24 protein-coding genes are annotated in these 25,145 nt (G+C 59.1%); 21 read left to right on the top strand and 3 right to left on the bottom strand.

Features of this window, described 5'->3' with window-relative positions; translation table 11 throughout:
• Positions 1–53 precede the first annotated feature (53 nt).
• The gene (ahpC, locus tag BLU25_RS02980; RefSeq protein ID WP_016780891.1) at positions 54–617 is read right to left on the bottom strand and encodes an alkyl hydroperoxide reductase subunit C; all 564 of its coding nucleotides are present in this window, start codon (positions 615–617) and stop codon (positions 54–56) included.
• Between the two features lie 172 nt (positions 618–789).
• Positions 790–1,728, bottom strand: a complete 939-nt coding sequence (locus BLU25_RS02975; RefSeq protein WP_083369515.1) for a site-specific integrase — start codon at positions 1,726–1,728, stop codon at positions 790–792.
• A 179-nt stretch (positions 1,729–1,907) separates the two neighbouring features.
• Between BLU25_RS02975 and BLU25_RS02970 the strand changes: the two genes are divergently transcribed.
• The 21 genes from BLU25_RS02970 (at position 1,908) to BLU25_RS02870 (ending at position 23,611) form a co-directional block, all read left to right on the top strand.
• Positions 1,908–2,915 carry a DNA-binding protein gene (locus tag BLU25_RS02970; RefSeq protein ID WP_016780889.1) on the top strand — a complete coding sequence of 336 codons (1,008 nt, stop codon included), beginning with the start codon at positions 1,908–1,910 and terminating at the stop codon, positions 2,913–2,915.
• A 278-nt stretch (positions 2,916–3,193) separates the two neighbouring features.
• Complete coding sequence (gene efeU, locus BLU25_RS02965; RefSeq protein ID WP_016780888.1) at positions 3,194–4,036, top strand: iron uptake transporter permease EfeU; 843 nt, start codon at positions 3,194–3,196, stop codon at positions 4,034–4,036.
• 8 nt (positions 4,037–4,044) lie between these two features.
• On the top strand, positions 4,045–5,238 hold the full coding sequence (efeO, locus tag BLU25_RS02960; protein ID WP_016780887.1) for an iron uptake system protein EfeO: 1,194 nt from the start codon (positions 4,045–4,047) through the stop codon (positions 5,236–5,238).
• A gap of 17 nt (positions 5,239–5,255) precedes the next feature.
• The gene (efeB, locus tag BLU25_RS02955; protein ID WP_016780886.1) at positions 5,256–6,566 is read left to right on the top strand and encodes an iron uptake transporter deferrochelatase/peroxidase subunit; all 1,311 of its coding nucleotides are present in this window, start codon (positions 5,256–5,258) and stop codon (positions 6,564–6,566) included.
• 26 nt (positions 6,567–6,592) lie between these two features.
• The gene (gene efeO, locus BLU25_RS02950) at positions 6,593–7,417 is read left to right on the top strand and encodes an iron uptake system protein EfeO (RefSeq protein WP_016780885.1); all 825 of its coding nucleotides are present in this window, start codon (positions 6,593–6,595) and stop codon (positions 7,415–7,417) included.
• 479 nt (positions 7,418–7,896) lie between these two features.
• A complete protein-coding gene (arnC, locus tag BLU25_RS02945; RefSeq protein ID WP_029611405.1) occupies positions 7,897–8,910 on the top strand; it encodes an undecaprenyl-phosphate 4-deoxy-4-formamido-L-arabinose transferase in 1,014 nt (337 codons plus the stop codon).
• Positions 8,907–10,898 carry a bifunctional UDP-4-amino-4-deoxy-L-arabinose formyltransferase/UDP-glucuronic acid oxidase ArnA gene (gene arnA / locus BLU25_RS02940; protein WP_016780883.1) on the top strand — a complete coding sequence of 664 codons (1,992 nt, stop codon included), beginning with the start codon at positions 8,907–8,909 and terminating at the stop codon, positions 10,896–10,898. The genes arnC and arnA overlap by 4 nt, the downstream gene beginning before the upstream one ends.
• Positions 10,898–11,782 (top strand): 4-deoxy-4-formamido-L-arabinose-phosphoundecaprenol deformylase, encoded by an 885-nt coding sequence (arnD, locus tag BLU25_RS02935; RefSeq protein ID WP_016780882.1) that lies wholly within the window; start codon positions 10,898–10,900, stop codon positions 11,780–11,782. Before arnA ends, arnD begins: the two co-directional genes overlap by 1 nt.
• Complete coding sequence (gene arnT / locus BLU25_RS02930) at positions 11,779–13,428, top strand: lipid IV(A) 4-amino-4-deoxy-L-arabinosyltransferase (RefSeq protein WP_083369514.1); 1,650 nt, start codon at positions 11,779–11,781, stop codon at positions 13,426–13,428. Before arnD ends, arnT begins: the two co-directional genes overlap by 4 nt.
• Positions 13,425–13,769 carry a 4-amino-4-deoxy-L-arabinose-phosphoundecaprenol flippase subunit ArnE gene (arnE, locus tag BLU25_RS02925; protein ID WP_016780881.1) on the top strand — a complete coding sequence of 115 codons (345 nt, stop codon included), beginning with the start codon at positions 13,425–13,427 and terminating at the stop codon, positions 13,767–13,769. Before arnT ends, arnE begins: the two co-directional genes overlap by 4 nt.
• On the top strand, positions 13,766–14,167 hold the full coding sequence (arnF, locus tag BLU25_RS02920) for a 4-amino-4-deoxy-L-arabinose-phosphoundecaprenol flippase subunit ArnF (RefSeq protein ID WP_016780880.1): 402 nt from the start codon (positions 13,766–13,768) through the stop codon (positions 14,165–14,167). The genes arnE and arnF overlap by 4 nt, the downstream gene beginning before the upstream one ends.
• The gene (locus tag BLU25_RS02915) at positions 14,164–15,522 is read left to right on the top strand and encodes a UDP-glucose dehydrogenase family protein (protein ID WP_083369513.1); all 1,359 of its coding nucleotides are present in this window, start codon (positions 14,164–14,166) and stop codon (positions 15,520–15,522) included. Before arnF ends, BLU25_RS02915 begins: the two co-directional genes overlap by 4 nt.
• Positions 15,523–15,596: 74 nt before the next feature.
• Positions 15,597–17,204, top strand: a complete 1,608-nt coding sequence (locus BLU25_RS02910; protein WP_083369512.1) for an ArnT family glycosyltransferase — start codon at positions 15,597–15,599, stop codon at positions 17,202–17,204.
• Between the two features lie 169 nt (positions 17,205–17,373).
• Positions 17,374–17,937, top strand: coding sequence for a nicotinamide riboside transporter PnuC (gene pnuC / locus BLU25_RS02905; RefSeq protein WP_016780877.1), 564 nt, complete (start codon positions 17,374–17,376; stop codon positions 17,935–17,937).
• Entirely contained in the window at positions 17,934–18,488 is a 555-nt protein-coding gene (locus BLU25_RS02900) for an AAA family ATPase (RefSeq protein ID WP_016780876.1), read from the top strand. The genes pnuC and BLU25_RS02900 overlap by 4 nt, the downstream gene beginning before the upstream one ends.
• Positions 18,489–18,850: 362 nt before the next feature.
• The gene (locus BLU25_RS02895) at positions 18,851–19,291 is read left to right on the top strand and encodes a hypothetical protein (RefSeq protein ID WP_016780875.1); all 441 of its coding nucleotides are present in this window, start codon (positions 18,851–18,853) and stop codon (positions 19,289–19,291) included.
• A 1-nt stretch (position 19,292) separates the two neighbouring features.
• A complete protein-coding gene (locus tag BLU25_RS02890; protein WP_016780874.1) occupies positions 19,293–19,865 on the top strand; it encodes a hypothetical protein in 573 nt (190 codons plus the stop codon).
• A gap of 70 nt (positions 19,866–19,935) precedes the next feature.
• Positions 19,936–20,724 (top strand): hypothetical protein, encoded by a 789-nt coding sequence (locus BLU25_RS02885; protein ID WP_016780873.1) that lies wholly within the window; start codon positions 19,936–19,938, stop codon positions 20,722–20,724.
• 66 nt (positions 20,725–20,790) lie between these two features.
• Entirely contained in the window at positions 20,791–21,471 is a 681-nt protein-coding gene (locus tag BLU25_RS02880) for a C39 family peptidase (RefSeq protein ID WP_016780872.1), read from the top strand.
• Positions 21,472–21,514: 43 nt separating this feature from the next.
• On the top strand, positions 21,515–22,255 hold the full coding sequence (locus BLU25_RS02875) for a hypothetical protein (RefSeq protein WP_016780871.1): 741 nt from the start codon (positions 21,515–21,517) through the stop codon (positions 22,253–22,255).
• A 48-nt stretch (positions 22,256–22,303) separates the two neighbouring features.
• Positions 22,304–23,611 (top strand): hypothetical protein, encoded by a 1,308-nt coding sequence (locus tag BLU25_RS02870; protein WP_029611404.1) that lies wholly within the window; start codon positions 22,304–22,306, stop codon positions 23,609–23,611.
• Positions 23,612–23,660: 49 nt separating this feature from the next.
• On the opposite strand, the gene BLU25_RS02865 is transcribed toward BLU25_RS02870, so the two are convergent.
• Positions 23,661–24,986 (bottom strand): sigma-54 dependent transcriptional regulator, encoded by a 1,326-nt coding sequence (locus BLU25_RS02865; protein ID WP_029611403.1) that lies wholly within the window; start codon positions 24,984–24,986, stop codon positions 23,661–23,663.
• Between the last annotated feature and the right edge of the window lie 159 nt (positions 24,987–25,145).

Raw genomic sequence — 25,145 nt, 5'->3', positions numbered from 1 at the left:
CGATGCTGCTTGCAACTCAGGTGCGGATCACCGCCCTAGGGTTCATCACAGACTTAGATCTTGCCGACCAGGTCCAGCGATGGAGCCAAGGTGGATTCACCTTCTTTCCATTTAGCCGGGCACACTTCGCCTGGGTGGGCAGCAACGTACTGAGCAGCCTTGATTTTGCGCAGCAGCTCGGAAGCGTCACGGCCAACGCCGCCGTCGTTCAGTTCAACGATCTTGATCTGACCTTCAGGGTTGATCACGAACGTACCGCGGTCAGCCAGGCCTGCTTCTTCGATCAGCACGTCGAAGTTGCGCGAGATGGTCAGCGTAGGGTCGCCGATCATGGTGTACTGGATTTTGCCGATGGCTGGCGAAGTGTTGTGCCAGGCAGCGTGGGCAAAATGGGTGTCGGTCGACACGCTGTAGATTTCCACGCCGAGTTTCTTGAACTCTTCGTAGTTGTCAGCCAGGTCTTCCAGTTCGGTTGGGCAAACGAAGGTGAAGTCGGCTGGGTAGAAGAACACGACAGACCACTTGCCTTTCAGGTCAGCGTCCGACACTTCCACGAAGCTGCCGTTTTTGTAGGCAGTTGCTTTGAATGGTTTAACTTGGCTGTTGATGATAGGCATCGTTGACTCTCCGTCATGGTTGAAAAGTTGATGGGGTGAATCCTAACAACTCATTGCGTATCTGGCTCATTGGCAAAGCTGATGCTGACGATTGGTTTTAGCTATCAGGCGTACCTATAAATAGCCGAAAACTAAATATGATCCACCTGAACAGGTTTCAACTTGATGTCGATCAGTTGCCGATGTTTTTTTGCGCGGTGATGCTCATCCCGGTAAACGGGGTGGCTTCAACATAGCGCATGGCTGACTTGATGTCTTTCCAGCCGACGTAATTCATCAGCGACTTCAGGTCCCAGCCACTTTGATGGGCCCATGTTGCAAAACCGCGACGCAAGGAGTGACTGGTGTACTGCTCGGCCGGGATGCCGGCTCGCTCCAGGGCCTGGCGCAGCAGCGGGATCACGCTGTTGGCGTGCAACCCCTCCTCCCCCAGGTTGCCCCAGCGATCAATCCCGCGGAACACCGGGCCGCGCACCAGGGCTGCCGTGTTGAGCCATTCAATGTAAGCGCGTACCGGACACAGGCGCAGCAGCGCCGGGGTCTGGAAGGTTTTGCCCAGGTTGTCGCGGTCGCTTTTGCTGCGCGGCAGGTACAAGGTAATGCCTGCCCCCTCCACTGCCTGCACATGCTCGACTTGCAAGCGGCACAACTCATCACTGCGAAACCCGCGCCAGAAACCGAGCAGGATCAGGGCGCCATCGCGCCTTGCGCGCAACAGCCCTGGCCGATCGCCGCAGGCTTGCGCAGACAGGGCCTCACCCTCCAGCCACTCGACCACTTGTTCAAGATGCTGCAATTGCAACGGTGCGGCCTGCTTCTCCTGTACCGGATGCAAGGCACGTATGCCCTTGAACACCTTGCGCACCACCGGCGCCTTGGTCGGGTCGGCAAACCCCTGGCTGTTGTGCCACTGGGCAATGGCTGACAGGCGCAGCTTGAGGGTGTTGATCGAAAGTTGCCCGGCATGGGCCACCAAATAGCGCGCCACGCTCTCGCTGGTAGCCGGCAGAAACCCGCCCCAGGTCACTTCGAAGTGCTCGATGGCAGCTCGATAACTGCGGCGGGTGTTGTCGCGGGTCGCAGCATTTAAATAGCGATCCAGCTCGCTCATGGGGCAGCTCTCTTGTCTGGCGTACTGAAAACGGGCCTTAAAAGCAGTTCAAAGGCTCTAGCACGGGATAATACCAGTATATCCCGTGTTATTTTTAACAAAATAAACCAAAAATAATGTGCTAATATAGTATGTAATTACATGATACATACCACAGCACATAATCGTAGGAGATAGCCATGGCCCGTGGCGGTGTAAACAAGGCAGTCGTACAAATTGCACGCACAGCGATCCTGGCCCGCGGCGAGCATCCGAGCATTGATGCGGTACGTATCGAAATGGGCAATACCGGGTCCAAGACCACCATCCACCGCTACCTGAAAGAGCTGGACGAGGTAGATTCGCGCCGTGGCGCGCCCCGCGAGCAGATCGATGACGAACTGACCGAGCTGGTCGCCCGCCTCGCCCAGCGCCTGCAAGAACAGGCGCAAGAGCCCATCGACCGGGCGCAGGCGCATTACGAGCAGCTCAAGGTGCAGCTGCAGGCGCAACTGAGCGAGGCGCAGGACGCTCGCGCTCAGCTGGAACAGCAACTGGAGATCCAGGGCACGGCCCTGCAGCAGGAAAGCGCCAACCTCGACGCCACCCGCTCCATGCTGCAGACCGAGCAGACCCGCAATGCCGCCCTGAACCAGGCGTGCAGCGACTTTGACCTGCGCCTCAAGGACCGCGACGAGCAGATCCGTTCGCTGGAAGAGAAGCACCTGCACGCCCGCGACGCCCTTGAGCACTACCGCAGCGCGGTCAAGGAGCAGCGCGAGCAGGATCAGCGCCGCCACGAAGGGCAGCTGCAGCAAGTGCAGATGGAGCTACGCCAGGCACAACAAAGCGCACTGGTGCGTCAGGACGAAATCACCCAGCTGCATCGCGACAACGAGCGCGTATTGAGCGAGAGCCGTGCCCTGAGCAAGGAACTGAAGCAGGCTGGCGACCAGCAGCACAAGCTGGGCAACCTCAATGCACAGCTCACCGCCCAGCTAGGCCAACTGCAGAGTGAGCGCACCCTGCTTCAAGAGCGCCTGCGCGTGGCCGCACAGGAAAGTGAAGGGTTGAAGCAGGCCCACACCCAGATCCAGGAAAGCCACGCGGCCCTTTCCTTGCGCGCCATAAAGGCTGAAACCGCACTGGAAAGCCTGCAGGCGTTAAACAAGGATGCGGAACAAAGCGTGCTCACCAAAGATCAGTAGAACTACCTGACTTGACCCAGGCCCAACCCTGCGGGAACGGGCTTGCTGTGGGAGCGGGCTTGCTCGCGATTCAGGCACTGCGGTCTCTCAGGCATACCGCGGTAACTCCATCGCGAGCAAGCCCGCTCCCACAAGCAGACCTCCCCCACAAAAGCTGAATAGACACACCCATCTTCGTTCAGCTACCGTTCAGCAAATGCAATCGATTCTTGTTTGGCAATACGTATCAATATGTTACAAATTAGCACCCTATCTAATTTGTGACGCGGTAGCCCACCATGCTGGTTCCATTTCTGATCATGCTGCGCGAAGGGATTGAGGCCGCGCTTATCGTCGGCATCATTGCCAGTTATCTCAAGCAAACCGGTCGTGGGCAATGGATGCCCGCTGTATGGATCGGGGTCTTCCTCGCTGCCGCCCTGTCGTTGCTGGTGGGCGGTGGGCTGGAGTTGATGAGCGCCGAATTCCCGCAAAAGCAGCAGGAACTGTTTGAAGGCATTGTCGGCCTTGTCGCCGTCGGCATTCTCAGCTCAATGGTGTTCTGGATGCGCAAGGTCGCCCGCTCGATCAAACACTCGTTGCACACCTCCCTCGACCACGCTCTCGCCGGCTCCAAGCATCAGGTCACGGCCTTGATCGCAATGGTCTTCTTCGCCGTCGCCCGCGAAGGGCTCGAAACCGTGTTTTTCCTGCTCGCTGTTTTCCAGCAAAGCGAAGGCCCCGGCGCACCGATTGGCGCCCTGCTCGGGCTGATCCTGGCGATTGGCGTGGGCTTTGCCATCTACAGCGGCAGCATGCGTCTTAATCTCGGTCTGTTTTTCCGCTGGACCGGGCTGTTTATCCTCGTGGTCGCCGCTGGCATCCTGGCCAATTCGGTGCAGGCCCTGCACGAGGCAGGCTTGTGGAACCACTGGCAAGACGTGGTCTTTGACATCAGTGCCCACCTGCCGATGGATGGCCCGCTGGGCTCGGTGCTCGCCGGGATGTTCGGCTACCAGGACGCCCCCACGGTCAGCGTGCTCGGTGCTTATGTGATTTATCTGGTCGTGACGCTGGTGATGTTCTTTCGCTCGCCGGCACCGCCCAAGACCGCCCACTCTTCTTCAGTCACAACCCCATAAGGTCAAGCATGCCTACCCCTGCAAGCGGTACACCGCCACGCGCCTTGCGCTGGGCGGTGGCCGGCTCGGTGATCGTGATGATCGCGGCCGGCGGGTTGTTCTACTACGCCTCGCAACTGGCTGCGGCCAAGCGCAAGGTTCACGGCAATGAAGTCACCGTGACCATCAACCCCCACAGTTGCGAACCCAACGCACTGACGGTACCTGCCGGCTTTAACAGCTTTCGTATCGTCAATGCCTCCGAACGCGCAGTGGAATGGGAAATTCTCGACGGCGTGCTGGTGGTCGAAGAACGGGAAAATATCGCCCCGGGCCTGAGCCAGGTGATCAACGCCACACTCGCCCCCGGCGACTACGCGATCACCTGCGGCCTGCTCAGCAATCCACGCGGCACCCTGCATGTAACCCCAACCGCAGCGTCCGAAGCCAGCGCCAGGGCACGGCCGGCCATGGTGGCATTTATTGGCCCGCTGTCGGAGTTCCGGGTTTACCTGAGCAGCCAGGGCAATGCCCTGATCAAGGCCGTTGATGCTCTGTCCCAGGCCATTGCCACAGGCGACCTGGCTCAGGCCCAAGCCTTGTATGTACCGGCTCGCGAGGCGTACCAGCGCCTGGCCCCGGCAGCACAGCGCCTGGCCGAACTGGACAACAGCATCAACGCCCGCGCCGACTATTTCGAAAAACGCGAACAGGACCCGGGCTTTATCGGCTTCCACCGCCTTGAGTACGGCCTGTTCGAGCAGCGCAGTACCCAGGGCCTGACGCCCATTGCGCAACAGTTGCAGGCCAATAGCGTACTGCTCAAGCAACAGTTGCTGGCCCAGTCGCTGCCGCCCGAGCAACTGGTCAGCATCGTCGCCCGCACCCTGCACAATCTGGCCGATACCCGTGCCGGCAGCGGTGAAGAGGAACGCTACAGCCATATCGACCTCAATGGCTTTGCCGCCAACCTGCAGGTAACGCACAAAGTGGTCGATCTGCTGCGCCCCCTGTTGACCAAGAACAATGCCGATCTGCTGCGCACCATTGATGACGCCAGTGCAGCGCTGGACGCCGAGCTCGACGGTTTGAAAACGGCGCAGGGCTTCAACACCTACGACACGGTCAATGCCGGGCAACGCCAGCAAATCAGTCACAAGGCCAAGGCTCTGGCCGATGCACTCGATGGAATCGATCCCGCCCTCGGCCTTAGCGGCCTGTAATTGCAGACGAGACGCACATGAGCGATTCACAACACACCCCGAACGAGTTCAACCTTCAGCGCCGGCGCATTCTCATGGGCATGGGCGTCGCCGGTGCCGCCCTGGCCGGCGGTGCGCTAAGCTGCCCGGCCCTGGCCGCCAGCAACCCCGGCAATGCGCAGGTCGCCCAGGCCCCCAGCAGCGACAAGACCCAGGACCACCACGACTTTTACGGCCTGCACCAGAACGGCATCGTCACCCCGCGCCCGGCCGCAGGCATGCTGGTGGCCTTTGATGTGTTGGCCACGAACCGCGAAGACCTCGAACGCCTGCTGCGCACCCTCAATGAGCGCATCGCCTTTCTGGTAAAAGGCGGGCCGGTCGCCCAGGTCGACCCCAAGCTGCCGCCCGTGGACTCGGGCATCCTGGGCCCGGTGGTCACCCCGGACAACCTGACCATCACCGTATCCGTGGGCGAGTCCCTGTTCGATGAGCGGTTTGGCCTGTCCAGGGTAAAGCCCAAGCGCCTCAGCCGCATGCAAGGCTTCCCCAACGATGCCCTGGATCCGGCCCAGTGCCACGGCGACTTGAGCCTGCAGTTTTGCGCCAATACCGCGGACACCAATATCCACGCCTTGCGCGACATTGTAAAAAACCTGCCTGACCTGCTGCTGGTGCGCTGGAAACAGGAAGGCACCGTGCCGCCCCAAGCCCCGGCCAAGCCCGGTGAACCGGCGCAAAGTGCCCGTAACTTCCTGGGTTTTCGTGACGGCTCGGCCAACCCCGACTCCAACGACAACACGGCCATGAACCAGATTGTCTGGGTCCAGCCCGGCAGCGACGAACTGCAGTGGGCAGTCAATGGCAGCTATCAGGCGGTGCGCATCATCCGCAATTTCGTTGAACGCTGGGACCGCACCCCGCTGCAGGAACAGGAAAGCATCTTTGGCCGCACCAAGGCCAGCGGCGCTCCTATGGACGGGACTCGGGAAACCGACGTACCGGATTACAGCAAGGACCCCCACGGCAAGCTAACCAAGCTCGACGCCCATATCCGCCTGGCCAACCCGCGCACCGCGCAAACGCGCAACAGCCTGATCCTGCGCCGGCCGTTCAATTACTCCAATGGCGTCAACAAAAACGGCCAGCTGGACATGGGCCTGCTGTTCATTTGCTACCAGCGCGACCTGGAGCAAGGCTTTATCGCCGTGCAAACCCGCCTCAACGGCGAGCCGCTGGAGGAATACCTCAAGCCTGTAGGGGGCGGCTATTTCTTCACCCTGCCGGGTGTACGCGACGGGCAGGATTTTATCGGCCGCTCGCTGCTTGAAGCTGCAACACGCACCTGAACCTTAACCTCACCGGAAAAAGTCCCATGAAGAAGACCCCGCTCGCGCTGTTCCTGGCCCTGGGCTTGCTCCACACCCCGCTCTCGGCATTGGCCGCCACTGCGCCACTGGACCTGGTGCAACCTGTGTCGGACTACAAGATCTACGTCACCGAACAACTGGATGAACTGGCCAGCAACACGCAAAAATTCACCGATGCAGTGAAAAAAGGTGACCTGGCCACGGCGAAGAAACTCTATGCGCCAACCCGGGTGTACTACGAGTCGATCGAGCCAATTGCCGAGCTGTTCAGCGACCTTGACGCCTCGATAGACTCACGGGTCGATGACCACGAAAAAGGCGTCACCGCACTCGATTTCACCGGTTTTCACCGCATCGAATACAGTTTGTTCGCGCAGAACAGCACCCAGGGCCTCGACAAGCTCGCGGACGGCCTGAACAGCGACGTCAAGGACCTGCAAGCCCGCGTGGCCGGGCTGACCTTCCCGCCAGAGAAAGTCGTGGGCGGTGCCGCTGCGCTGATGGAAGAAGTGGCCGCTACCAAGATTTCCGGCGAGGAAGACCGTTACAGCCACACCGACCTGTATGACTTCCAGGGCAACGTCGACGGCGCGAAAAAAATCTTTGACCTGTTCCGCACGCAAATCGAGCAAAGCGACAAGGCTTTTGCTGCCAAGGTGGATAAAAACTTCGCCACGGTGAACTCCATCCTGGCCAAATACAAAACCGCCGATGGCGGTTTTGAGACCTACGACAAGGTCAAGGAAAACGACCGCAAGGCCCTTGTCGGACCGGTCAATACCCTGGCTGAAGACCTGTCGACCCTGCGCGGCAAGCTTGGCTTGAACTGATTCAAGGCTTTTTACAGCGCCAACCGATGTGACTTACGTCACATATCCGCAGGTTGGCGCTGTGCCATTATTCCCGTATTTATTACTCACAGAGTTTAAAACCTGCGCCAGGTCACTGTTCAAAATCGTTCAAGCAATGTAAGAATCTTCTGATTCATGAAAACCACTATCGTACTGTCATGCAAACTTTGGGTACTGTAATTACTTTCCTGAATAGCACCTGTCTAGCGTTTAGAAAGGACGCGCTGTTGATCCAACTTTCATAGGTTTTTCACAAGGAGGCGTTTAACGTATGCAACAGCCCATCAGGCAAAGCCCGAAGAGTTTGCAACAAAATCATGTAGATAACGCTTTAGAACGACTTTACCTTTGTTAAAAAACGGCTTTACTCGTAAAGGGCCAGAGTCTTTGCAGTGCCCCGAGTTTGGTCAACAAAGACATGTCGTCTTGTGCCATTGAAACTGACTGGAACGAATACCTTGAAACCCTACCCAATCCAGTGTGTGTCGATCGTCATTCCGGTCTACAACGAAGAAGAAAGCCTTCCCGAACTCTTGCGCCGCACCGAAGCCGCCTGCGCCCAATTGAGCCAGGCCTATGAAATCGTCCTGGTCGACGATGGCAGCCGGGACAAATCGGCGCAAATCCTCGAAGACGCCGCCGCGCGTGAAGGCAGCCCGGTGGTTGCCGTGATCCTCAACCGCAACTACGGCCAGCATGCCGCAATCATGGCCGGCTTTGAGCATTCCAAAGGCGACGTGGTGATCACCCTGGATGCCGACCTGCAAAACCCGCCGGAGGAAATTCCACGGCTGGTGGCACAGGCTGCACTGGGCTACGACGTGGTGGGTACGGTACGTAACAACCGTCAGGACTCTGCCTGGCGCCGCTGGCCTTCACGCCTGATCAACCTGGCCGTGCAGCGCTCCACCGGGGTTGCCATGAGCGACTACGGCTGCATGCTGCGCGCCTATCGCCGCAGCATCGTCGACGCCATGCTGGCCTGCCGCGAGCGCAGCACCTTTATCCCGATCCTGGCCAACAGCTTTGCCCGCCACACCACCGAGGTGCTGGTCGAGCACGCCGAGCGTGAGCACGGCGACTCCAAGTACAGCGCCATGCGCCTGATCAACCTGATGTTCGACCTGATCACCTGCATGACCACCACCCCCCTGCGCCTGCTGAGCATCATCGGTTTCAGCATGGCTGCACTGGGCGCGCTGTTCGCTGTCGCGCTGATCATGTTGCGGCTGATCTTCGGTGCAAGCTGGGCAGGCGACGGCACTTTCGTGCTGTTTGCGGTGCTCTTCGTTTTTACCGGTGGCCAATTTATCGGCATGGGCCTTCTGGGTGAATACCTGGGCCGCATGTACAGCGATGTTCGCGCACGGCCACGGTTCTTCATCGAGAAAATCGTGCGCGCCGAACCTGCAACTTCTTCGGTTACAACTAGCACCCCGACTTCTTCTACTTCGACACAGGTCCAATCATGAGTTTGAAAGCCGTTGTTTTCGCCTATCACGATATTGGCTGCACAGGCATCGAAGCCTTGCTCAGTGCAGGCTATGAAATTTCTGCTGTGTTCACCCATGCTGACGACCCCAAGGAAAACAACTTCTACGGTTCCGTCGCGCAACTGTGTGCGCGTAAAGGCATCCCGGTCCACGCCCCTGAAGACGCCAACCACCCGTTGTGGATCGAACGTATCCGCAAACTGAACGCCGATTACATTTTCTCGTTCTACTACCGCAACCTGCTGGGCGAAGAGCTGCTGGCCAGCGTCAGCAAGGGCGCCTTCAACCTGCACGGTTCGCTGCTGCCGCGCTACCGTGGCCGCGCACCGGCCAACTGGGTGCTGGTCAACGGCGAAACCGAAACCGGCGTTACCCTGCACCGCATGGTCAAGCGCGCCGACGCGGGTGACATCCTGGCCCAGCAGCGCATCAGCATCGAACGCTCGGATACCGCCCTGACCCTGCACGCCAAGCTGCGCGAAACCGCTGCCCAACTGCTGGCCGAGGCCCTGCCGCTGCTGCCGCAAGGCAAGCTGACCGAAACCCCGCAGGACGAATCCAAGGCCACCTATTTCGGTCGCCGCACTCCGGCTGACGGCCTGCTGCAATGGACCCGCCCGGCTGAAGAACTGTTCAACCTGGTGCGCGCTGTCACTCAACCGTACCCGGGCGCCTTCTGCGCCGTGGGCGAGCACAAGCTGATCGTCTGGGGCGCCGAAGTGGTTGCCGGCAACCAGGGCCATGCACCTGGCCAGGTCATCAGTTGCGACCCGCTGCGCATTGCCTGCGGCACAGACTCGCTGGTCATCACTGCCGGCCAGCGCAATGACAATGGCCTGTATCTGAGCGGCCCGCAACTGGCCCGCGAGCTGGGCCTGGTGGAAGGTTCGCGCCTGCGTGGCGCTGAGTCCGGCCGCCCGGCACGCCGCACCCGCGTGCTGATCCTGGGTGTCAACGGCTTTATCGGTAACCACTTGTCCGAGCGCCTGCTGCAGGACGACCAGTACGAAGTGTATGGCCTGGACATCGGCTCCGACGCCATCGACCGCCTGCGCAGCCACCCCAACTTCCACTTCGTGGAAGGCGACATCAGCATCCACACCGAGTGGATCGAATACCACATCAAGAAGTGCGACGTGGTCCTGCCGCTGGTGGCGATCGCCACGCCAATCGAATACACCCGCAACCCGTTGCGCGTATTCGAACTGGACTTCGAGGAAAACCTCAAGCTGGTGCGCTACTGCGTCAAGTACAACAAGCGCGTGATCTTCCCGTCCACATCCGAAGTGTATGGCATGTGCCAGGACAAGAACTTCGACGAAGACACCTCCAACCTGATCGTTGGCCCGATCAACAAGCAACGCTGGATCTACTCGGTCTCCAAGCAGCTGCTGGACCGCGTAATCTGGGCCTACGGCCAGAAAGGCCTGAAGTTCACCCTGTTCCGTCCGTTCAACTGGATGGGCCCGCGTCTTGACCGCCTGGACTCGGCACGGGTTGGCAGCTCGCGCGCCATCACCCAATTGATCCTGCACCTGGTGGAAGGCACCCCGATCCGTCTGGTAGACGGCGGCGAACAAAAACGCTGCTTCACCGACGTGGCCGACGGCATCGAAGCCCTGGCACGCATCATCGACAACAAGGGTGGCAAGTGCGACGGCCAGATCATCAACATCGGCAACCCGGACAACGAAGCCAGCATTCGTCAACTGGGCGAAGAATTGCTGCGTCAGTTCGAAGCGCACCCGCTGCGTGACAACTTCCCGCCGTTTGCCGGTTTCCGTGATGTTGAAAGCCAGTCGTTCTACGGCACTGGCTACCAGGACGTCAGCCATCGCAAGCCAAGCGTGGAAAACGCCCGTCGCCTGATCGACTGGACGCCGACCACAGAACTGAGCGAAACCATTGGCAAGACCCTGGACTTCTTCCTGCGTGAAGCCATGGTAGAAATCGCGGAAAAACGCTGATGCAAGCTGGACTACGCATTGATGTCGACACATACCGCGGAACCCGTGAGGGGGTTCCGCGGTTACTCGAGCTGCTCGACGAAGCCCAGATCAAGGCCACGTTTTTTTTCAGCGTGGGGCCCGACAACATGGGTCGCCATTTATGGCGGCTGATCAAGCCCCAGTTCTTTTGGAAAATGATGCGCTCCAAGGCCGCCAGCCTTTATGGCTGGGATATTTTGCTCGCCGGCACCGCCTGGCCGGGCAAACCGATCGGCAAGGATCTGGGGCACTTGATGCGCCAGACCCTGGCCGCTGGCCATGAGGTCGGCCTGCACGCCTGGGATCACCACGGCTGGCAGGCCAACACCGCACGCTGGAGCGAAGCGCAGCTGATCGACCAGATCCGCCGGGGTGTCGACACCCTGAGCGACATCACCGGGGAGGCTGTCGAATGCTCGGCCGCCGCCGGTTGGCGTGCTGACGAACGCGTGGTCCAGGCCAAGGAAACCTTTGGTTTTCGCTACAACAGTGATTGCCGCGGGCACAGTCTGTTTCGGCCAAGGTTGGCCGACGGCAGGCTGGGCGCGCCGCAAATCCCTGTGGATTTACCCACGTTCGATGAAGTGGTCGGGCCAGAGCTGAGTGCCGCCGACTTCAATTCATTCATTCTTGATCGCTTCAGCCCGCAAAAGCTGAATGCGTACACCATTCACGCTGAAGTAGAAGGGATTCTAATGGCCAACGACTTCCGTCAATTGCTGGCGCAAGCCCGTGCGCGAGACATTCACTTTCACCCCCTGCGCGACCTGCTCCCCGCCGACCTCGACAGCCTGCCCGCCGGGCAGTTGAGCCGTGGCGTACTGGAAGGCCGAGAAGGCTGGTTGGGAGTGCAGAAGCCATGACGTCACGCTGGACAATACCGCTGCTGGTTCTGGCCTTTATCGCCTTTTACCTGTTGCCGCTGGGTACCCACGGCCTGTGGATCCCTGACGAAACGCGCTATGCACAGATCGGCCAGCAAATCCTGATCGATGGCAACTGGGTCACGCCGCACTTCATGGACCTGCGCTACTTCGAGAAGCCGATTGCCGGTTACTGGATGATTGCCATCGGCCAGGCCATTTTTGGCGAAAACCTGTTCGGTGTGCGTATTGCCTCGGCCATTGCCACCGGCTTGAGCGTGTTCCTGGCCTATGCCGTGGCCCGCCGCCTGTGGAATGACCCGCGCAAGAGCTTTGCCTGTGCCCTGGTGTACATGACCTTTGGCCTGATTGCCGGCCAGGCGGGTTATTCCAACCTCGATCCGCAGTTCACCCTGTGGGTCAACCTGAGTATGGTAGCGCTGTGGTTTGCCGTCGACAGCAGCTCCAGCCGTGATCGCCTGATCAGTTGGGCGGTACTGGGTTTTGCCTGCGGCATGGGCTTTATGACCAAGGGCTTCTTGGCCCTGCTGCTGCCGGTACTGATTGCCCTGCCCTACATGCTGTGGCAAAAGCGCTTCCTGGAGCTGGTCAAATACGGCCTGGTGGCCATGCTGGTAGCGGCCATTGTCTCGCTGCCGTGGGTGCTGGCAGTACACGCCCAGGAGCCTGACTACTGGCGTTTCTTCTTCTGGCACGAGCATATCCGCCGCTTTGCCGGTGACGACGCCCAGCACGGTCGCCCGTGGTGGTTCTACCTGCCGCTGCTGGTGGTCTCCAGCCTGCCCTGGGCAGCCCTGTTGCCGGTTGCCTTCAAGGACGCCTGGAACAACAAGCGTCATGCAAGCATTGTGTTCCTGCTGCTGTGGCTGCTGCTGCCGTTGGGCTTGTTCAGCCTGAGCAAGGGCAAGCTGCCGACCTATATCATGCCGTGCATGCTGCCGCTGGCGCTGCTGCTGGGCCACGCGATGATACAACGGGTTGAACAGGCCAAAACCAGCGCCCTGCGCTTTAATGGCGCGCTCAACCTGATCGGCGGCATTGCGGCATTGCTGGCCCTGGTGTACTTCCAGGTCAAGCAGCCGTTCTATGACAACGAACCGCTGCATATGGCCCTGCTGGTCGTGGTGCTGCTGACGTGGATCATCACCGGCCTGCTGACATTGAGCAAACCGTTGAAAATGTGGGCTGCGCCGGCGCTGGCAATGGGTGTTCTGGTACTGCTGCTGCCAGCCGCCATGCCGACCAGCGTGGTGCACAACAAAATGCCTGACCAGTTTGTCCTTGAACATAAGGATGAGCTGTCCCAGGCCAAAACCTTCCTCAGCAACGACCTGGGCGCCGCTTCTGCCCTGGCCTGGCGCCTGCGCCGCCCCGACGTGACGCTCTACAACACCCAGGGTGAGGTCAAGTACGGCCTGACCTACGACGATGCCAAGGGCAAAAGCATTGGCCTGGCCGAAGTGGGCCAGTGGATGGCGGATGCCCGCCGCAAAGGCCCGGTCGGCGTGGTGATGCGCGTCAAGGACAGCGATGAAAGCCATGAAATGGACGAGCTGCCCAAAGATGCCAAACGCTATGACGAAGGCAATATGGTGATTCTGATTTACCCGCAGATTGCTCCATGACCCTGACGCTATTGCTGTTGGCATGCCTGTTGACCTGTGCCGGCCAGATCGCCCAGAAGTACGCGGTCGAAGGCTGGCGCGGGGTTGACACCGGAGTGGGGCAAAAACTGCGCTCACCCTGGTTATGGCTGGCACTGCTGTGCCTGGGCTTGGGCTTGCTGGTGTGGTTGCTGGTGCTGCAACGGCTTGAGGTCGGGGTTGCCTACCCGATGCTCAGCCTGAATTTTGTACTGATTACCCTGGTGGCCCGCTACCTGTTCAAGGAAACCATCGACCTGCGCCATTGGTTGGGCGTCGGGCTGGTGATTGCCGGGGTGGTTTTGCTGGGGCAACACGCATGAGCCTGTACCGTGGATTTGCTTTTGCTTCAGGCAGCGTGTTGCTGGTCAGTGGTGCCCAACTGGGCATGCGCTGGAGCATGACGCGCCTGCCTGAGCCGGCTCAATGGCTGGCCGCCATCAGCCAGGGCGATGTCTCGCTGATGGCTTTGGCCGTGGTGTTTGCCGCGATCGTTGCGTATGCCCTGTCGATGCTGTGCTGGTTGCTGGCCCTGCGCGACTTGCCGCTGGGCCGCGCCTATTCGCTGCTGAGTATCAGCTATGCATTGGTGTACCTGCTGGCGGCGAGCCTGCCGGTATTCCATGAAAGCTTCACCCTTTCAAAAACCCTTGGAGTGACACTGGTCATTCTGGGGGTGCTGACCATCAATTCTCGACGTACCCGCAGGAACTGCGCATGAAAATCAGTGTATTTGGTAGTGGTTATGTAGGCCTGGTGCAGGCGACGGTTCTGGCGGAAGTCGGCCACGATGTGATCTGCATGGACATTGACCAGAAAAAGGTCGAGTCACTGCAACAAGGCCACGTCAGTATTTTCGAGCCGGGGCTCTCCGCCCTGGTGCGCGAAAACCTCGAAAGCAAGCGCCTGCGTTTTACCAGCGACGAAAAAACCGCCGTCGAACACGGCCAGGTACTGTTTATCGCCGTGGGCACGCCGCCAAGCGAAGATGGCTCGGCTGACCTGGGCCAGGTGTTCTCCGTTGGTGACGCCGTTGCCCGCCACCGCAAGGAGCCGCTGATCCTGGTGGAGAAATCCACCGTGCCCGTGGGCACCGGCGATGCCCTCACCGCCCATATCAACAAGGCCCTGGAACAGGCCGGGCGCACGCTGCAATTTGACGTAGTGTCCAACCCGGAATTTCTCAAGGAAGGCTCCGCCGTCACCGACTGCCGTCGCCCGGACCGTATCATCATTGGTTGCGCCCGCGATGAAGTGCGCGAGGTCATGCGTGACCTCTACGCCCCGTTCAACCGCAACCATGACCGCATCATTTTCATGGACCTGCGCAGCGCCGAGCTGACCAAATACGCCGCCAACTGCATGCTGGCAACCAAGATCAGCTTTATCAACCAGATTGCCGAACTGGCCGAGCACCTGGGCGCCGACATCGAGGCCGTGCGCCTGGGCATTGGCGCCGACCAGCGCATTGGCTATCACTTCATCTACCCGGGCTGCGGCTATGGCGGCTCGTGTTTCCCCAAAGACATGCGCGCGCTGATCCACAGTGCCCAGCAGGTCAATTGCTCCAGCGATCTGCTGCAAGCAGTCGAAGCGATCAACGAGCGGCAGAAGCACAAGCTGTTCGAACGCATCAACGCGTTCTTCAAGGGCAACCTTGAAGGCAAGACCTTTGCGTTATGGGGCCTGGCGTTCAAACCCAACACCGATGATATGCGCGACGCACCCAGCCGCGTATTGATGGAGGCCCTGTGGGCTGCCGGGGCCAATGTGCGCGCTTTCGACCCCGAAGCCATGCAGGAAACCCAGCGCCTGTACGGCGACGAGCCGCGCCTGAGCCTGATGGGCACGCCAGAGTCGACCCTCAACGGCGCCGACGCATTGATCGTGTGTACCGAGTGGCAGCAATTCAAGGCGCCGGACTTCGACCTGATCAAGCAGCGCCTGAATACTCCGGTGATCTTTGACGGGCGCAACCTGTATGACGGCGAGCGCCTGGCCAAGATCGGCTTGCAGTACTTCCCGATGGGGCGAGGCGAGTCCTGCAACTTGCCGGTAGGCTCGACAGCCCTTTAATGATCTAGCAGCGCCGCCATTGGCAACAATGGCGGCGTTTTCATGTGCGCTGCGATGAGTCAAGGAGACTCGACATGCCTGCCGCTTTCACCTCCCCAGCCCTGCTCACCCTGCGCAGGCAATCGCTGATGCTGGGCGCGCTCGCCCTGCTGCTGTTTATCCTGGGCAACCATCAGGAGGCAGCGATCGGCTTTGATTCGCGCTTTGTCATGTTTGCCAACGAAATGCTGCGCAACGGCCCCGGTTTTTTCCCGACCACCTACGGCCAGCCCTATGCGGATTACAGCGCCACCTCGACAGTGATCACCTGGTTGCTGTCGCTGCCCTTCGGCAAAGTCACCAGCCTCACCGCATGGCTGCCCTCGGCCTTTGCCAGCGCTACGATTGTGACCTTGATGTATCGCCTGGTTGCGGCGCAATCGCGAACCTGGGCGCTGGTCAGCGTGGCGCTGCTGTTGCTGAGCATGACCTTTGTCACCGAAACCCGTGCGGTATCGTTGGACCAGATGCTCGCCGCCGTCAGTTTCAGTGCCTTTTACCTGGCCTACTCCCATGATCACTTTGCTGCACCGCGCCGACATTTCTGGCTGCTGGCCCTGCTGGTGCTGGGCTTCGCCATTCGCGGGCCGATCGGCCTGGTGATCCCCACCGGTATCCTGTGCAGTTATTACCTGCTCAATGGCCAGTGGCGCCGCCTGATCAGCTTCGGGCTGCAAGCGCTGGTATTGCTGATAGCGTGCATAGGCACCCTGTTGCTGCTGGCCTGGCTCAGTGGCGGCGAAGCCTTTGTACACGAAGTGATCCGCATGCAAGTCACCGGGCGCATGGACGGCACCGAAGGCGCCAGCAGCGTGCTGTACTACTTCACCAGCTCCATGGGCAACTACGCGCTGGCGTATCCGCTCGCCGTGGCGGTGCTGCTGGCAATCCTGATTACCGGGCGCCATCACTCTGGCCCGGCCTTGCAACTGGTCAAATACTGCGTTGCCGCGGCTTTGGTCGTGATGATCGGGCTGTCGATTCCCCAGGCGAAAAAAGCCCGCTACCTGCTGCCCATGTTGCCGATGGCCGCGATTATTGCGGCCTACCCGTTCCAGGTCGTGAACGGGCGAGTGTTTGCTGGCCTGCGCGGCTTGATTCAAGGGTTGTTGCTGCTGCTGCCGGGTTTGCTGATAGTTGGCCTGATGGTGGTACGCAAGCGTTTTGGCGATGAACTTCCGTCCTTGACGGTCATTTTCGTCGTGCTGGTGGTTCTGCAGGTTCTGGCCATTGCCTTGTTGCTCAAGGCCAAATGGCGTGTTGCCGGGCTGGCAGCCTGCGCAGTACTGGCGCTGTGGAGCAGCTACATCATGGTCTTCGAACCTGCCGAACGCAGCCTCTACGATACCCGTACCTTTACCCTCAAGGCGCTGCAACTGATCGACCAGGCCCCGGCGCCGGTGGTGCTGCACGGCATGGGCAAGGACGCCAAGGCGATCAAGTTCATGGTCAACGTCAACCGTGACCTGCTGCCACTGTTCACCCAGTCGCCAACAGAGCTTGCCGCCTTGCCGCCCCCGGCCTGGATCATCATGGACCTCAAGGATTATCAAGCCCTGCAAGGCACCGCGTTGGGCAATCTGGCACCGGCACTGAGCGGGCGCTTCGACAAGAACGACTACGTGTTGCTGCATCTGCCTTGACCCTGTGGGAGCGGGCTTACCCGCGATGCAAGCGCTGCGGTCTGTCAGGCAGTGCGCGTCGATATCATCGCGGGCAAGCCCGCTCCCACAACTACAGCAAAACGGCAGACCACAAACATTGCGCCTGCGGTTACAATCCCCGCCCTTCTCTCTTATCCCAGGAATCCCAATGTCAGGGCTCGAACTGTTTGCCGCCGCGCTCGGCGTCATTGCCGTCTGGTTGACAGTCAAACAGAACCCCTGGTGCTGGCCCATTGGCCTGGTGATGGTGCTGCTTTACAGCTGGATATTTTTTGAGATCAAGCTGTATTCCGGCATGCTTTTGCAGGTGTTTTTTGCCCTGCTGCAAGTCTATGGCTGGTGGCAGTGGACCCGCTCGGGAGCGCAGCACGAAGGCCGTATGGTCAGCCGTTTAAGTACCTTGCAAGTGCTCGGCGGCGTGGTTGCAGGCGCCATCGGCAGCGTGGCGCTCGGCGCAGCAATGGCTCACTGGACCGACTCCACATTTCCCTGGTCAGATGCCACGCTGACCGCCTTCAGCCTGGTTGCGCAATTGTGGATGGCACAAAAGCGCCTGCAGTGCTGGGCACTGTGGTGCGTAATCGATGTGCTCTATATCGGTTTTTTCGCCTGGCAGGACCTGTACTTCACCGCCGGCCTGTACGCGCTGTTTACCCTGATTGCCATCCAGGGCTGGCGTGACTGGCGCCGCGACCCGGCGCTGCGCACATGAAGGTGGTGGTACTGGCGGGGCCGGAATCAAGCGGCAAGAGCTGGCTCGCCGCGCTTTTGCAGCAGCGCTTTGGCGGCACCATGGTGGGCGAGTATGTGCGCTACTTTATCGAGCAGAACCCACGCGATACCTGCCTGGCTGATATTCCGGACATCGCTCGCGGGCAGCTTCGATGGGAAGACGAGGCGCGCGCCAAACAACCCGGACTGCTGATTCTGGATACTCATTTGCTCAGCAATATCCTCTGGAGCCAGACCCTGTTTGGCGACTGCCCCGCTTGGCTTGAAGCCGAATTGCTCAAACGTCACTACGACCTGCATTTGCTGCTGTCCCCTGACGATGTGGAGTGGACCGCTGACGGCCAGCGCTGCCAACCCTCGCTTACGGAACGTCAGGCGTTTTTTGCGGCCAGCCTTCAATGGCTCACCGATCATCAACAACCCGTACAGGTGATAACCGGAAACTGGCATGCCCGGCAACAGCATGCCTGTGCCGCCGTCGAACAATTATTGAGTTGCGCAGAAACTTATTGCGCAAGTATTAGTCATTAAGTTGTGTTGTTTACAATAAACAACTGGCACACAAACCACTTAATGGTTTCAGCTTGCTGCCCATGTCCGTTGCTGATACATGAAAATTTCGTGAAGCCGCTAAAATACGGGCCTGAAGCACAACTTGCGAATTTGTAAAGTTCTTGAAACACCCCCTCATTTTACGCAAAAAACAGTTGGGCCCTTATTGCGCAAGCGTGTGGCCTGCTGCCCGCCCTCTCAAGTTCGTTACAGCTGATCAAGCCCCTGACAGTCATCGCGCTGCGTGCTGTTGTTTCCAAAGATTAAATTAAAAGTGGCACAGCTAATGCTCTCTCCTTATCACGCTGACTTGGGTCAGCGGCGCAAAGGGAGCACACTTCATGGGGCATACAAGTCGTGGTCATAGTCAGCTGCTGATGGCGTGCAGCATCGGCGTCTTGCTGGGCTGGTGCAGCGTTGTTCAGGCCGCTGGCAACGGCGAAATTATCCTGACCCGTACCGTGCAGCCCCATGCAGTGGGCAATCCGCCCATGCACCCAGATCCCGACCCGCTCACCGTCAATGCCAGCCCCTTGGTCCAGGTCATGGGTGCCACCCGCGAGCTGAGTGATGGTGATTTTGCCAGCGTCAGCAGTGGTACTGCACTCAGCCGTAGCATCATGCCTTCTGGCAACACATTGCCCGGGCTCAACACCAGCAACGGCCTGCCAGGCATGAGCAACGGCCACGGTGGCGGCAGCGGCGGCACCCTGTCCAACACCATAGGTAACAGCATCGAACAGGGCATGCGGCCGCTCTCTGCACTGAGTCAGGGGAAATAACATGACTGCCTGCCGCCTGCCTGTGCTGATTGCCGCGCTGATAGCCACGTCCAGCGCGCTGGCAGCTTCTGATAACAACGCCACCATCGACAATTCCGGCGCCGGTTACCACGGCAACGTGACTCTCAACCAGGCAGCTGGCGACCAGCAGCAACAGGTCAACGTACGCGCCGTGGCCATCGGTACCGCGGCCAAGGCCAGTACTGCGGTCAGTCAAAAAATCACCACGGCGACCGACCCCGCGCTCAATGCCAGGGCCGCGATTGGCGGCAACTCTTTCAGTAACGGCAGCGGCGCGATTGGTATCAACCAGTCCGCCGGGGCCAACAATCAAATGGTTAATGCAGTACGGGTCGGCATCAGTGCCCAGCCGCAAGGCATCGACGACAGCGCCCTGTCCCAACAGAACGTGGCGCTACCAAACTCGGGTACCGCACTCCCCGCCAGCGGCAGTCGCCAGATCGTCAACAGCGATCAGGCCTTCACCGGCAGCCGAGGGGTGGTGCAGTTGAACCAGAGTGCCGGGGTGGGGAACCGCATGGCTAACACCCTGAATATCCGGGTTGCTGATTGACCCGATAACAACGCAGTGCAATTAGAAAGTGCCAACACTTAACACAACTAATGAAGCACGGAGAATCACCATGAAACCTTCAAGCGCTTTGAAACCTCTGGCATTCGCCATGGCCGCCCTTCTGTCCGTTGCAGCACAGGCCCACAACGATGGCCCACCACCGCCATCCAACCCGCCATCTTATACGCTGGATCCTAATGCGTCGGCGGCTGCAGTTGTGATCGACTCGCAAAACAGTCACAACAACAAAGTGACCAACAAGGCGATCAAAAACACCGCGACCGTCAAAGACTCGGTCAAAGGTGCTGAAGGCAACATGGGCGTCAACGCCGCCGCCGGTTCCGGCAACCAACAAGACAATGCCGCGGCAATAGCCACCTCAGATGAAACCTTTGTGTTTGGTACCGCCGCGTCCCTGACCAGCGTCACCCAGACCAACAGCCACAACAACGACCACAATTACGGCACACAAAACAACGCCCTGCTCAAAAGCTCCGGCAACGGCAGTTCGGGCAACGTGGGTATAAACGTGGCTGCCGGCGACTTCAACCAACAGAAAAACAACCTGGCCATCGCCGTTTCCAATGGCCGCATCGCCACCGCTGGCGCAACTGCCAGCCAAACCTCGAACAACCTGTCGGTGATCAACGAGGCCGGTGCCTCTTATCTGAGCAATGTGAATACCTGGTCGCAAGGGCCAAGCTGGAACAACAACAAAACGCCAGTCGTCAACAATGCCACCATGGACCATTCGTTCAATGGCATTTCGGGCAATGGCGGTGCCAACATCGCAGCGGGTGTGGGCAACCAGCAAAGCAACTCGCTGTCCATCGCGGCAGGCTGCAAAGTCTGCATGTAATCGCGACAGCACACGAAGGGTCTCGTTCACGAGACCCTTTTCACTCCCCTGCCAGGCGTATCAATCATGCGTATTGTCGCCCTCAGCCTGTTGTTCTGCCTGACCGGTATGAGCCAGGCCGCGCAAATGCCGATCGCCGCCATGCCCGGGGGCAACCTGGTGTTCAAGCACGTACAGAGCATTCGTGAGCGGCGTTTTGCGGATATCGTCGAGCAAAAAACTGACTTCAGTTGTGGCGCAGCTGCATTGGCCACGATTTTGCGCCAGGCCTACTGGCTGGATGTCAACGAAGACCAGATCATCAAGGGCATGCTGCAAAACGCCGATCAGGATCTGGTGCGCACCCAGGGGTTTTCCATGCTCGACATGAAACGCTACGTCGAAAGCATCGGCATGCGCGCCCGCGGTTACCGGATTCCGGCCCAAAGCCTGGAAAGTGTGAATATACCGGTTGTGGTGCTGCTGGACATTCGCGGCTACAAGCACTTTGTGGTCTTGCAGCGCACGCAAAAAGACTGGGTGTATATCGGCGACCCGGTGCTCGGTCACAAACGCTACTCCCATGAAGATTTCCTCAAGGGCTGGAATGGCATTGTGTTCGCCATCATCGGCCCCGGCTACGACAAGACCAATGCATTACTGACGCCCCCTGCTCCGCTGACGGCGAAAAACCAGCTCGATGGTTTCAGCCCGGTAAAGGATGCAGAACTTATGGACTTCGGATTTATCCAAAGCGACTTTTTTTAGGTGCGCAGCATGACTACGGAGCCCAGGGCTCCTGGAGCAGCACATGAAAATGCCCATCTGGCTGATTGCCGCCTGCCTTGCGACCAGCCTGCCCGTCCAGGCAGCTTCGGCCTTTAAACCGGTCGAATTGAAAGACCAGGAAATGTCCGAGTTGCGTGGCCGCTATGTCATGCCCGGACGGATCATCAGTTTTGGCGTGGTGATGAACAGCACCTGGACCAGCAGCAATGGCGATGTTATCGGCGCCAAAGCCTCCATGACGGTGCAAAGCACGGTTGAACCGCGCTTCTATGTGTCTACCTACAGCACGCCCGGCAACGGCGCACATGTCGCTGCCGGCACTGGTTCGGTCACCGGCGGCGCAGGGCTGACCACCGGCCAGGGCGTAACCCAGAGCGTCAGGGCTGCGGGTGACAATAACAGCGCCTATAACAATGTCGACATCAATGTCAGCGAGGCCAACCAGGCCCCTGTGGTCAGCCAGCAAGGCACCTTGCTGAGCGCCAACAACCCCGTTACCCAAACGGGCGGTGCAGGTAACCTGACCGTTTCTGCAACCGGTGGTGGCGTGCAGGTAGCGATCCAGGCGAACAACAACCAGGGCAGTTCATTGCAACAAATCGCCCAAGGCGGCGTGTTGCAGAACACCACGCTACTGGGCGGCAGCAATATGGTTAACAACCTCACCCAACTTAATGTGGTGCTGCGCAACAACTTGCCCAGTACAGGCGCACTGGACTGTGATTTGAGTCCGCTAAAAGGTCTTCGCAACATGGGATATTGAACTAGGCTCAAATTCTTATAATTCGAGTTATTTTGGACGGCCTATTTCATGCATCGAACGCTTACCTTTCGCGCAGTTGTATGTATAAGCACTCTTTTCCCGTCAGCCCTGCTTTTTGCAGCCCCTGATAGTGATGTAGAGCTACTGAAAAAAGAACTTATGGAGCTACGCCAGCGTTACGATCAACAACAAAAAGCCTTGGCTGTACTTGAACAGCGTGTTCGACAAGTGGAGGACCAGCCTGCGGCTCCTCCTCCCAAGCGCCTGGCCAAGTCCCCGGCCGACATGAAAGGCAACCAGGGTATTGCCGCAGCCGCAGCCAGCAGTGGTGCTGCAGGGGGCGCTGCTGCGGTATCAGGCAGCTCTTACGGGCAAGCACTCAAGGATGACTCCGCACCGGCGCAAAGCGTGGTCAACCTCTACGATGAGGCCAGCGGGTTCTTCGGCGGTGGCAAGTTCAGCTTCGAAACCGGCATCACTTATTCGCGCTATGACACCCGCCAGTTGATCCTCAATGGTTTCCTGGCCCTGGACTCGATCTTCCTGGGCAACCTGAACCTGGACCGGATCAAGGCCGACAACTGGACCCTGGACCTCACCGGTCGCTATAACCTGGACAACCGCTGGCAGTTCGACGTCAACGTGCCAGTCATTTACCGCGAGAGTACTTACCAGTCCGGCGGGGCCAACGGCGGTGATGCACAAGCCACTTCCGAGCAAACGGTCACCCGTGACCCGACCATCGGTGATATCAACTTCGGCGTGGCCTACAAGTTCCTCGATGAATCGGTCAATACCCCGGACGCGGTGTTCAGCGTGCGCGTCAAGGCACCCACCGGCAAGGATCCGTTCGGGATCAAGCTGGTTCAATCGGTTGACAATACCAACGTATTTACCCCTGAAGACCTGCCTACCGGTAACGGTGTATGGTCGATCAGCCCCGCCATTTCCCTGGTCAAGACCTTCGACCCGGCCGTGTTGTTTGGCACCCTGTCGTACACCCACAACCTCGAAGAGTCATTTGACGACATCAGTTCCACGCAAAACCTCAAGCAGCCCGGCAAGGTCAAACTGGGTGACAGCTTCCAGATTGGGGCCGGCGTGGCTTTTGCCCTCAACGAAAAAATGAGCATGTCGTTTTCCGTATCCGACCTGATTCAGAAAAAGAGCAAGCTCAAGCAGGATGGCGGTGACTGGCAAACTGTCACTACCAGTGATGCCAACGCCGGTTACTTCAACATCGGCATGACCGTGGCGGCCACCGATAACCTGACCATCGTACCCAACCTGTCGATTGGCATGACCGACGATGCGCCGGACTTCACGTTCAGCCTGAAATTCCCTTACTACTTCTAGCTCACAAAAAAGGCCCGCAGCATGGCAATGCTGCGGGCCTTTTTGCCGCTCAGCGGATGTGATGCTTGTGCAACAATCGATAAAACGTCGGCCGCGACACCCCGAGTACCTTGGCAGCCAGACTCAGATTATCGCTGTGCAGGTTCAACACCTCGCACAACGCCTGGCGTTCGGCGCGGTCCTTGTATTGTTCCAGGGTGTTCATCGTGGCGACGAGCAACGGGCGCAATTCCAGACCCAGGTCATGTGCTTCGATCTGCCGTCCTTCGGCCATCACCAACCCGCGGCGCACGCGGTTGGCCAGTTCGCGCACGTTCCCGGGCCAGGCATGATTGCCCAGGGCAATCAGGGCCTCATCACTGAACGTACGCGGGCGGCGACCGGTTTCCAGGCTGTAGAAGCGGGCAAAGTGACTGGCCAGCATGGCCAGGTCACCATGACGCTCGCGCAAGGGTGAGGTGGTGACTTGCAACACATTGAGGCGGTAGTACAGGTCCTCGCGAAATTGACCATTGGCAACCGCGGTCTCCAGATCGACATGGGTCGCCGCCAGGACACGCACATCGATGGGGATCGGCTGGTTGCCGCCAACTCGCTCGATGTGTTTTTCCTGCAAAAAGCGCAACAGGCTGGCTTGCAGCTCCAATGGCAGGTCTCCGACCTCATCCAGAAACAGCGTACCGCCATTGGCCGCCTCAATTCGTCCAACCCGGCGTTGATGGGCACCGGTAAAGGAACCTTTTTCATGGCCGAACAATTCAGACTGGATCAAATGGTCGGGTATCGAGCCGCAATTGATGGCAATAAAGGGTTTGCCGTTGCGCTGGGATTGACGGTGCAGTGTGCGGGCGACCAGTTCCTTGCCCGTACCGCTCTCGCCACGAATCAGAATGGGCGACTGGGTGGGTGCAAATTTGCTCACCATCGTGCGCAGGTCGCGCATCGAGCGGCTGTCACCCAGCAGCTCATCTTGTGGTATATCGGGCGCGGTTGTCGCCTGTCCGCGCAAGCACGCCATGCCAAAGGCCCGGCCGAGTGTGACCTGCACCCGGGAGACATCGAATGGCAACGTGTGAAAGTCAAAAAACCATTCACAGACAAAATTCCCGACATTGCTCATTTTCAGGACATCAGGGGTCAGCGCCGCAATCCACTCGGTGCCACTGCGACTGATCATGTCTTTTACGGCTTCAGGGCGTTCCAGATGAAAAGGTTGCAACCTCAACAGGCCAACGTCGCAAGAACGGTCGACCACCGTTGCCAGCGTGCAGCTGTCTACCGCCCAGCCGATGGTGCGCAGGCCCGGGAGCAACTCGTGACAATTTTCACAGGGATCAACCACCAGTAGACGTCGGGGAGAGGACATTGCAAGCATGACTGTTCCTTGGCGCCAGAAAAACATAAAACCGCATTCAAAACAGTCCCTTGTTATACCTACGCGTAACCTTAGCAAGGCAGTGGGGGCTTTCTCGATTGTTTGCTTATAACGCTAATAGCCAATCAAACTGTGCAGGGCCGATCAAAGTAGAAAGAC

It is taken from the genome of Pseudomonas fragi, assembly GCF_900105835.1.
In the GTDB taxonomy this organism is placed as follows: Bacteria; Pseudomonadota; Gammaproteobacteria; order Pseudomonadales; family Pseudomonadaceae; genus Aquipseudomonas; species Aquipseudomonas fragi.
The sequence above is the reverse complement of the archived record's forward strand: the minus strand, read 5'-3'. Positions and strand labels throughout refer to the sequence as shown.

Excerpts from the sequence above, each read along its gene's own strand:
- BLU25_RS02890 (WP_016780874.1), top strand. The coding sequence starts at position 19,293 with ATGACTGCCTGCCGCCTGCCTGTGCTGATTGCCGCGCTGATAGCCACG.
- BLU25_RS02910 (WP_083369512.1), top strand. The coding sequence starts at position 15,597 with ATGCCTGCCGCTTTCACCTCCCCAGCCCTGCTCACCCTGCGCAGGCAA.
- ahpC (WP_016780891.1), bottom strand. The coding sequence starts at position 617 with ATGCCTATCATCAACAGCCAAGTTAAACCATTCAAAGCAACTGCCTAC.
- arnT (WP_083369514.1), top strand. The coding sequence starts at position 11,779 with ATGACGTCACGCTGGACAATACCGCTGCTGGTTCTGGCCTTTATCGCC.
- BLU25_RS02915 (WP_083369513.1), top strand. The coding sequence starts at position 14,164 with ATGAAAATCAGTGTATTTGGTAGTGGTTATGTAGGCCTGGTGCAGGCG.
- efeU (WP_016780888.1), top strand. The coding sequence starts at position 3,194 with ATGCTGGTTCCATTTCTGATCATGCTGCGCGAAGGGATTGAGGCCGCG.
- BLU25_RS02880 (WP_016780872.1), top strand. The coding sequence starts at position 20,791 with ATGCGTATTGTCGCCCTCAGCCTGTTGTTCTGCCTGACCGGTATGAGC.
- efeO (WP_016780885.1), top strand. The coding sequence starts at position 6,593 with ATGAAGAAGACCCCGCTCGCGCTGTTCCTGGCCCTGGGCTTGCTCCAC.
- BLU25_RS02870 (WP_029611404.1), top strand. The coding sequence starts at position 22,304 with ATGCATCGAACGCTTACCTTTCGCGCAGTTGTATGTATAAGCACTCTT.
- BLU25_RS02875 (WP_016780871.1), top strand. The coding sequence starts at position 21,515 with ATGAAAATGCCCATCTGGCTGATTGCCGCCTGCCTTGCGACCAGCCTG.
- BLU25_RS02975 (WP_083369515.1), bottom strand. The coding sequence starts at position 1,728 with ATGAGCGAGCTGGATCGCTATTTAAATGCTGCGACCCGCGACAACACC.
- BLU25_RS02970 (WP_016780889.1), top strand. The coding sequence starts at position 1,908 with ATGGCCCGTGGCGGTGTAAACAAGGCAGTCGTACAAATTGCACGCACA.
- arnF (WP_016780880.1), top strand. The coding sequence starts at position 13,766 with ATGAGCCTGTACCGTGGATTTGCTTTTGCTTCAGGCAGCGTGTTGCTG.
- efeO (WP_016780887.1), top strand. The coding sequence starts at position 4,045 with ATGCCTACCCCTGCAAGCGGTACACCGCCACGCGCCTTGCGCTGGGCG.
- BLU25_RS02895 (WP_016780875.1), top strand. The coding sequence starts at position 18,851 with ATGGGGCATACAAGTCGTGGTCATAGTCAGCTGCTGATGGCGTGCAGC.
- BLU25_RS02865 (WP_029611403.1), bottom strand. The coding sequence starts at position 24,986 with ATGCTTGCAATGTCCTCTCCCCGACGTCTACTGGTGGTTGATCCCTGT.
- BLU25_RS02885 (WP_016780873.1), top strand. The coding sequence starts at position 19,936 with ATGAAACCTTCAAGCGCTTTGAAACCTCTGGCATTCGCCATGGCCGCC.
- BLU25_RS02900 (WP_016780876.1), top strand. The coding sequence starts at position 17,934 with ATGAAGGTGGTGGTACTGGCGGGGCCGGAATCAAGCGGCAAGAGCTGG.
- efeB (WP_016780886.1), top strand. The coding sequence starts at position 5,256 with ATGAGCGATTCACAACACACCCCGAACGAGTTCAACCTTCAGCGCCGG.
- arnD (WP_016780882.1), top strand. The coding sequence starts at position 10,898 with ATGCAAGCTGGACTACGCATTGATGTCGACACATACCGCGGAACCCGT.
- pnuC (WP_016780877.1), top strand. The coding sequence starts at position 17,374 with ATGTCAGGGCTCGAACTGTTTGCCGCCGCGCTCGGCGTCATTGCCGTC.
- arnA (WP_016780883.1), top strand. The coding sequence starts at position 8,907 with ATGAGTTTGAAAGCCGTTGTTTTCGCCTATCACGATATTGGCTGCACA.
- arnE (WP_016780881.1), top strand. The coding sequence starts at position 13,425 with ATGACCCTGACGCTATTGCTGTTGGCATGCCTGTTGACCTGTGCCGGC.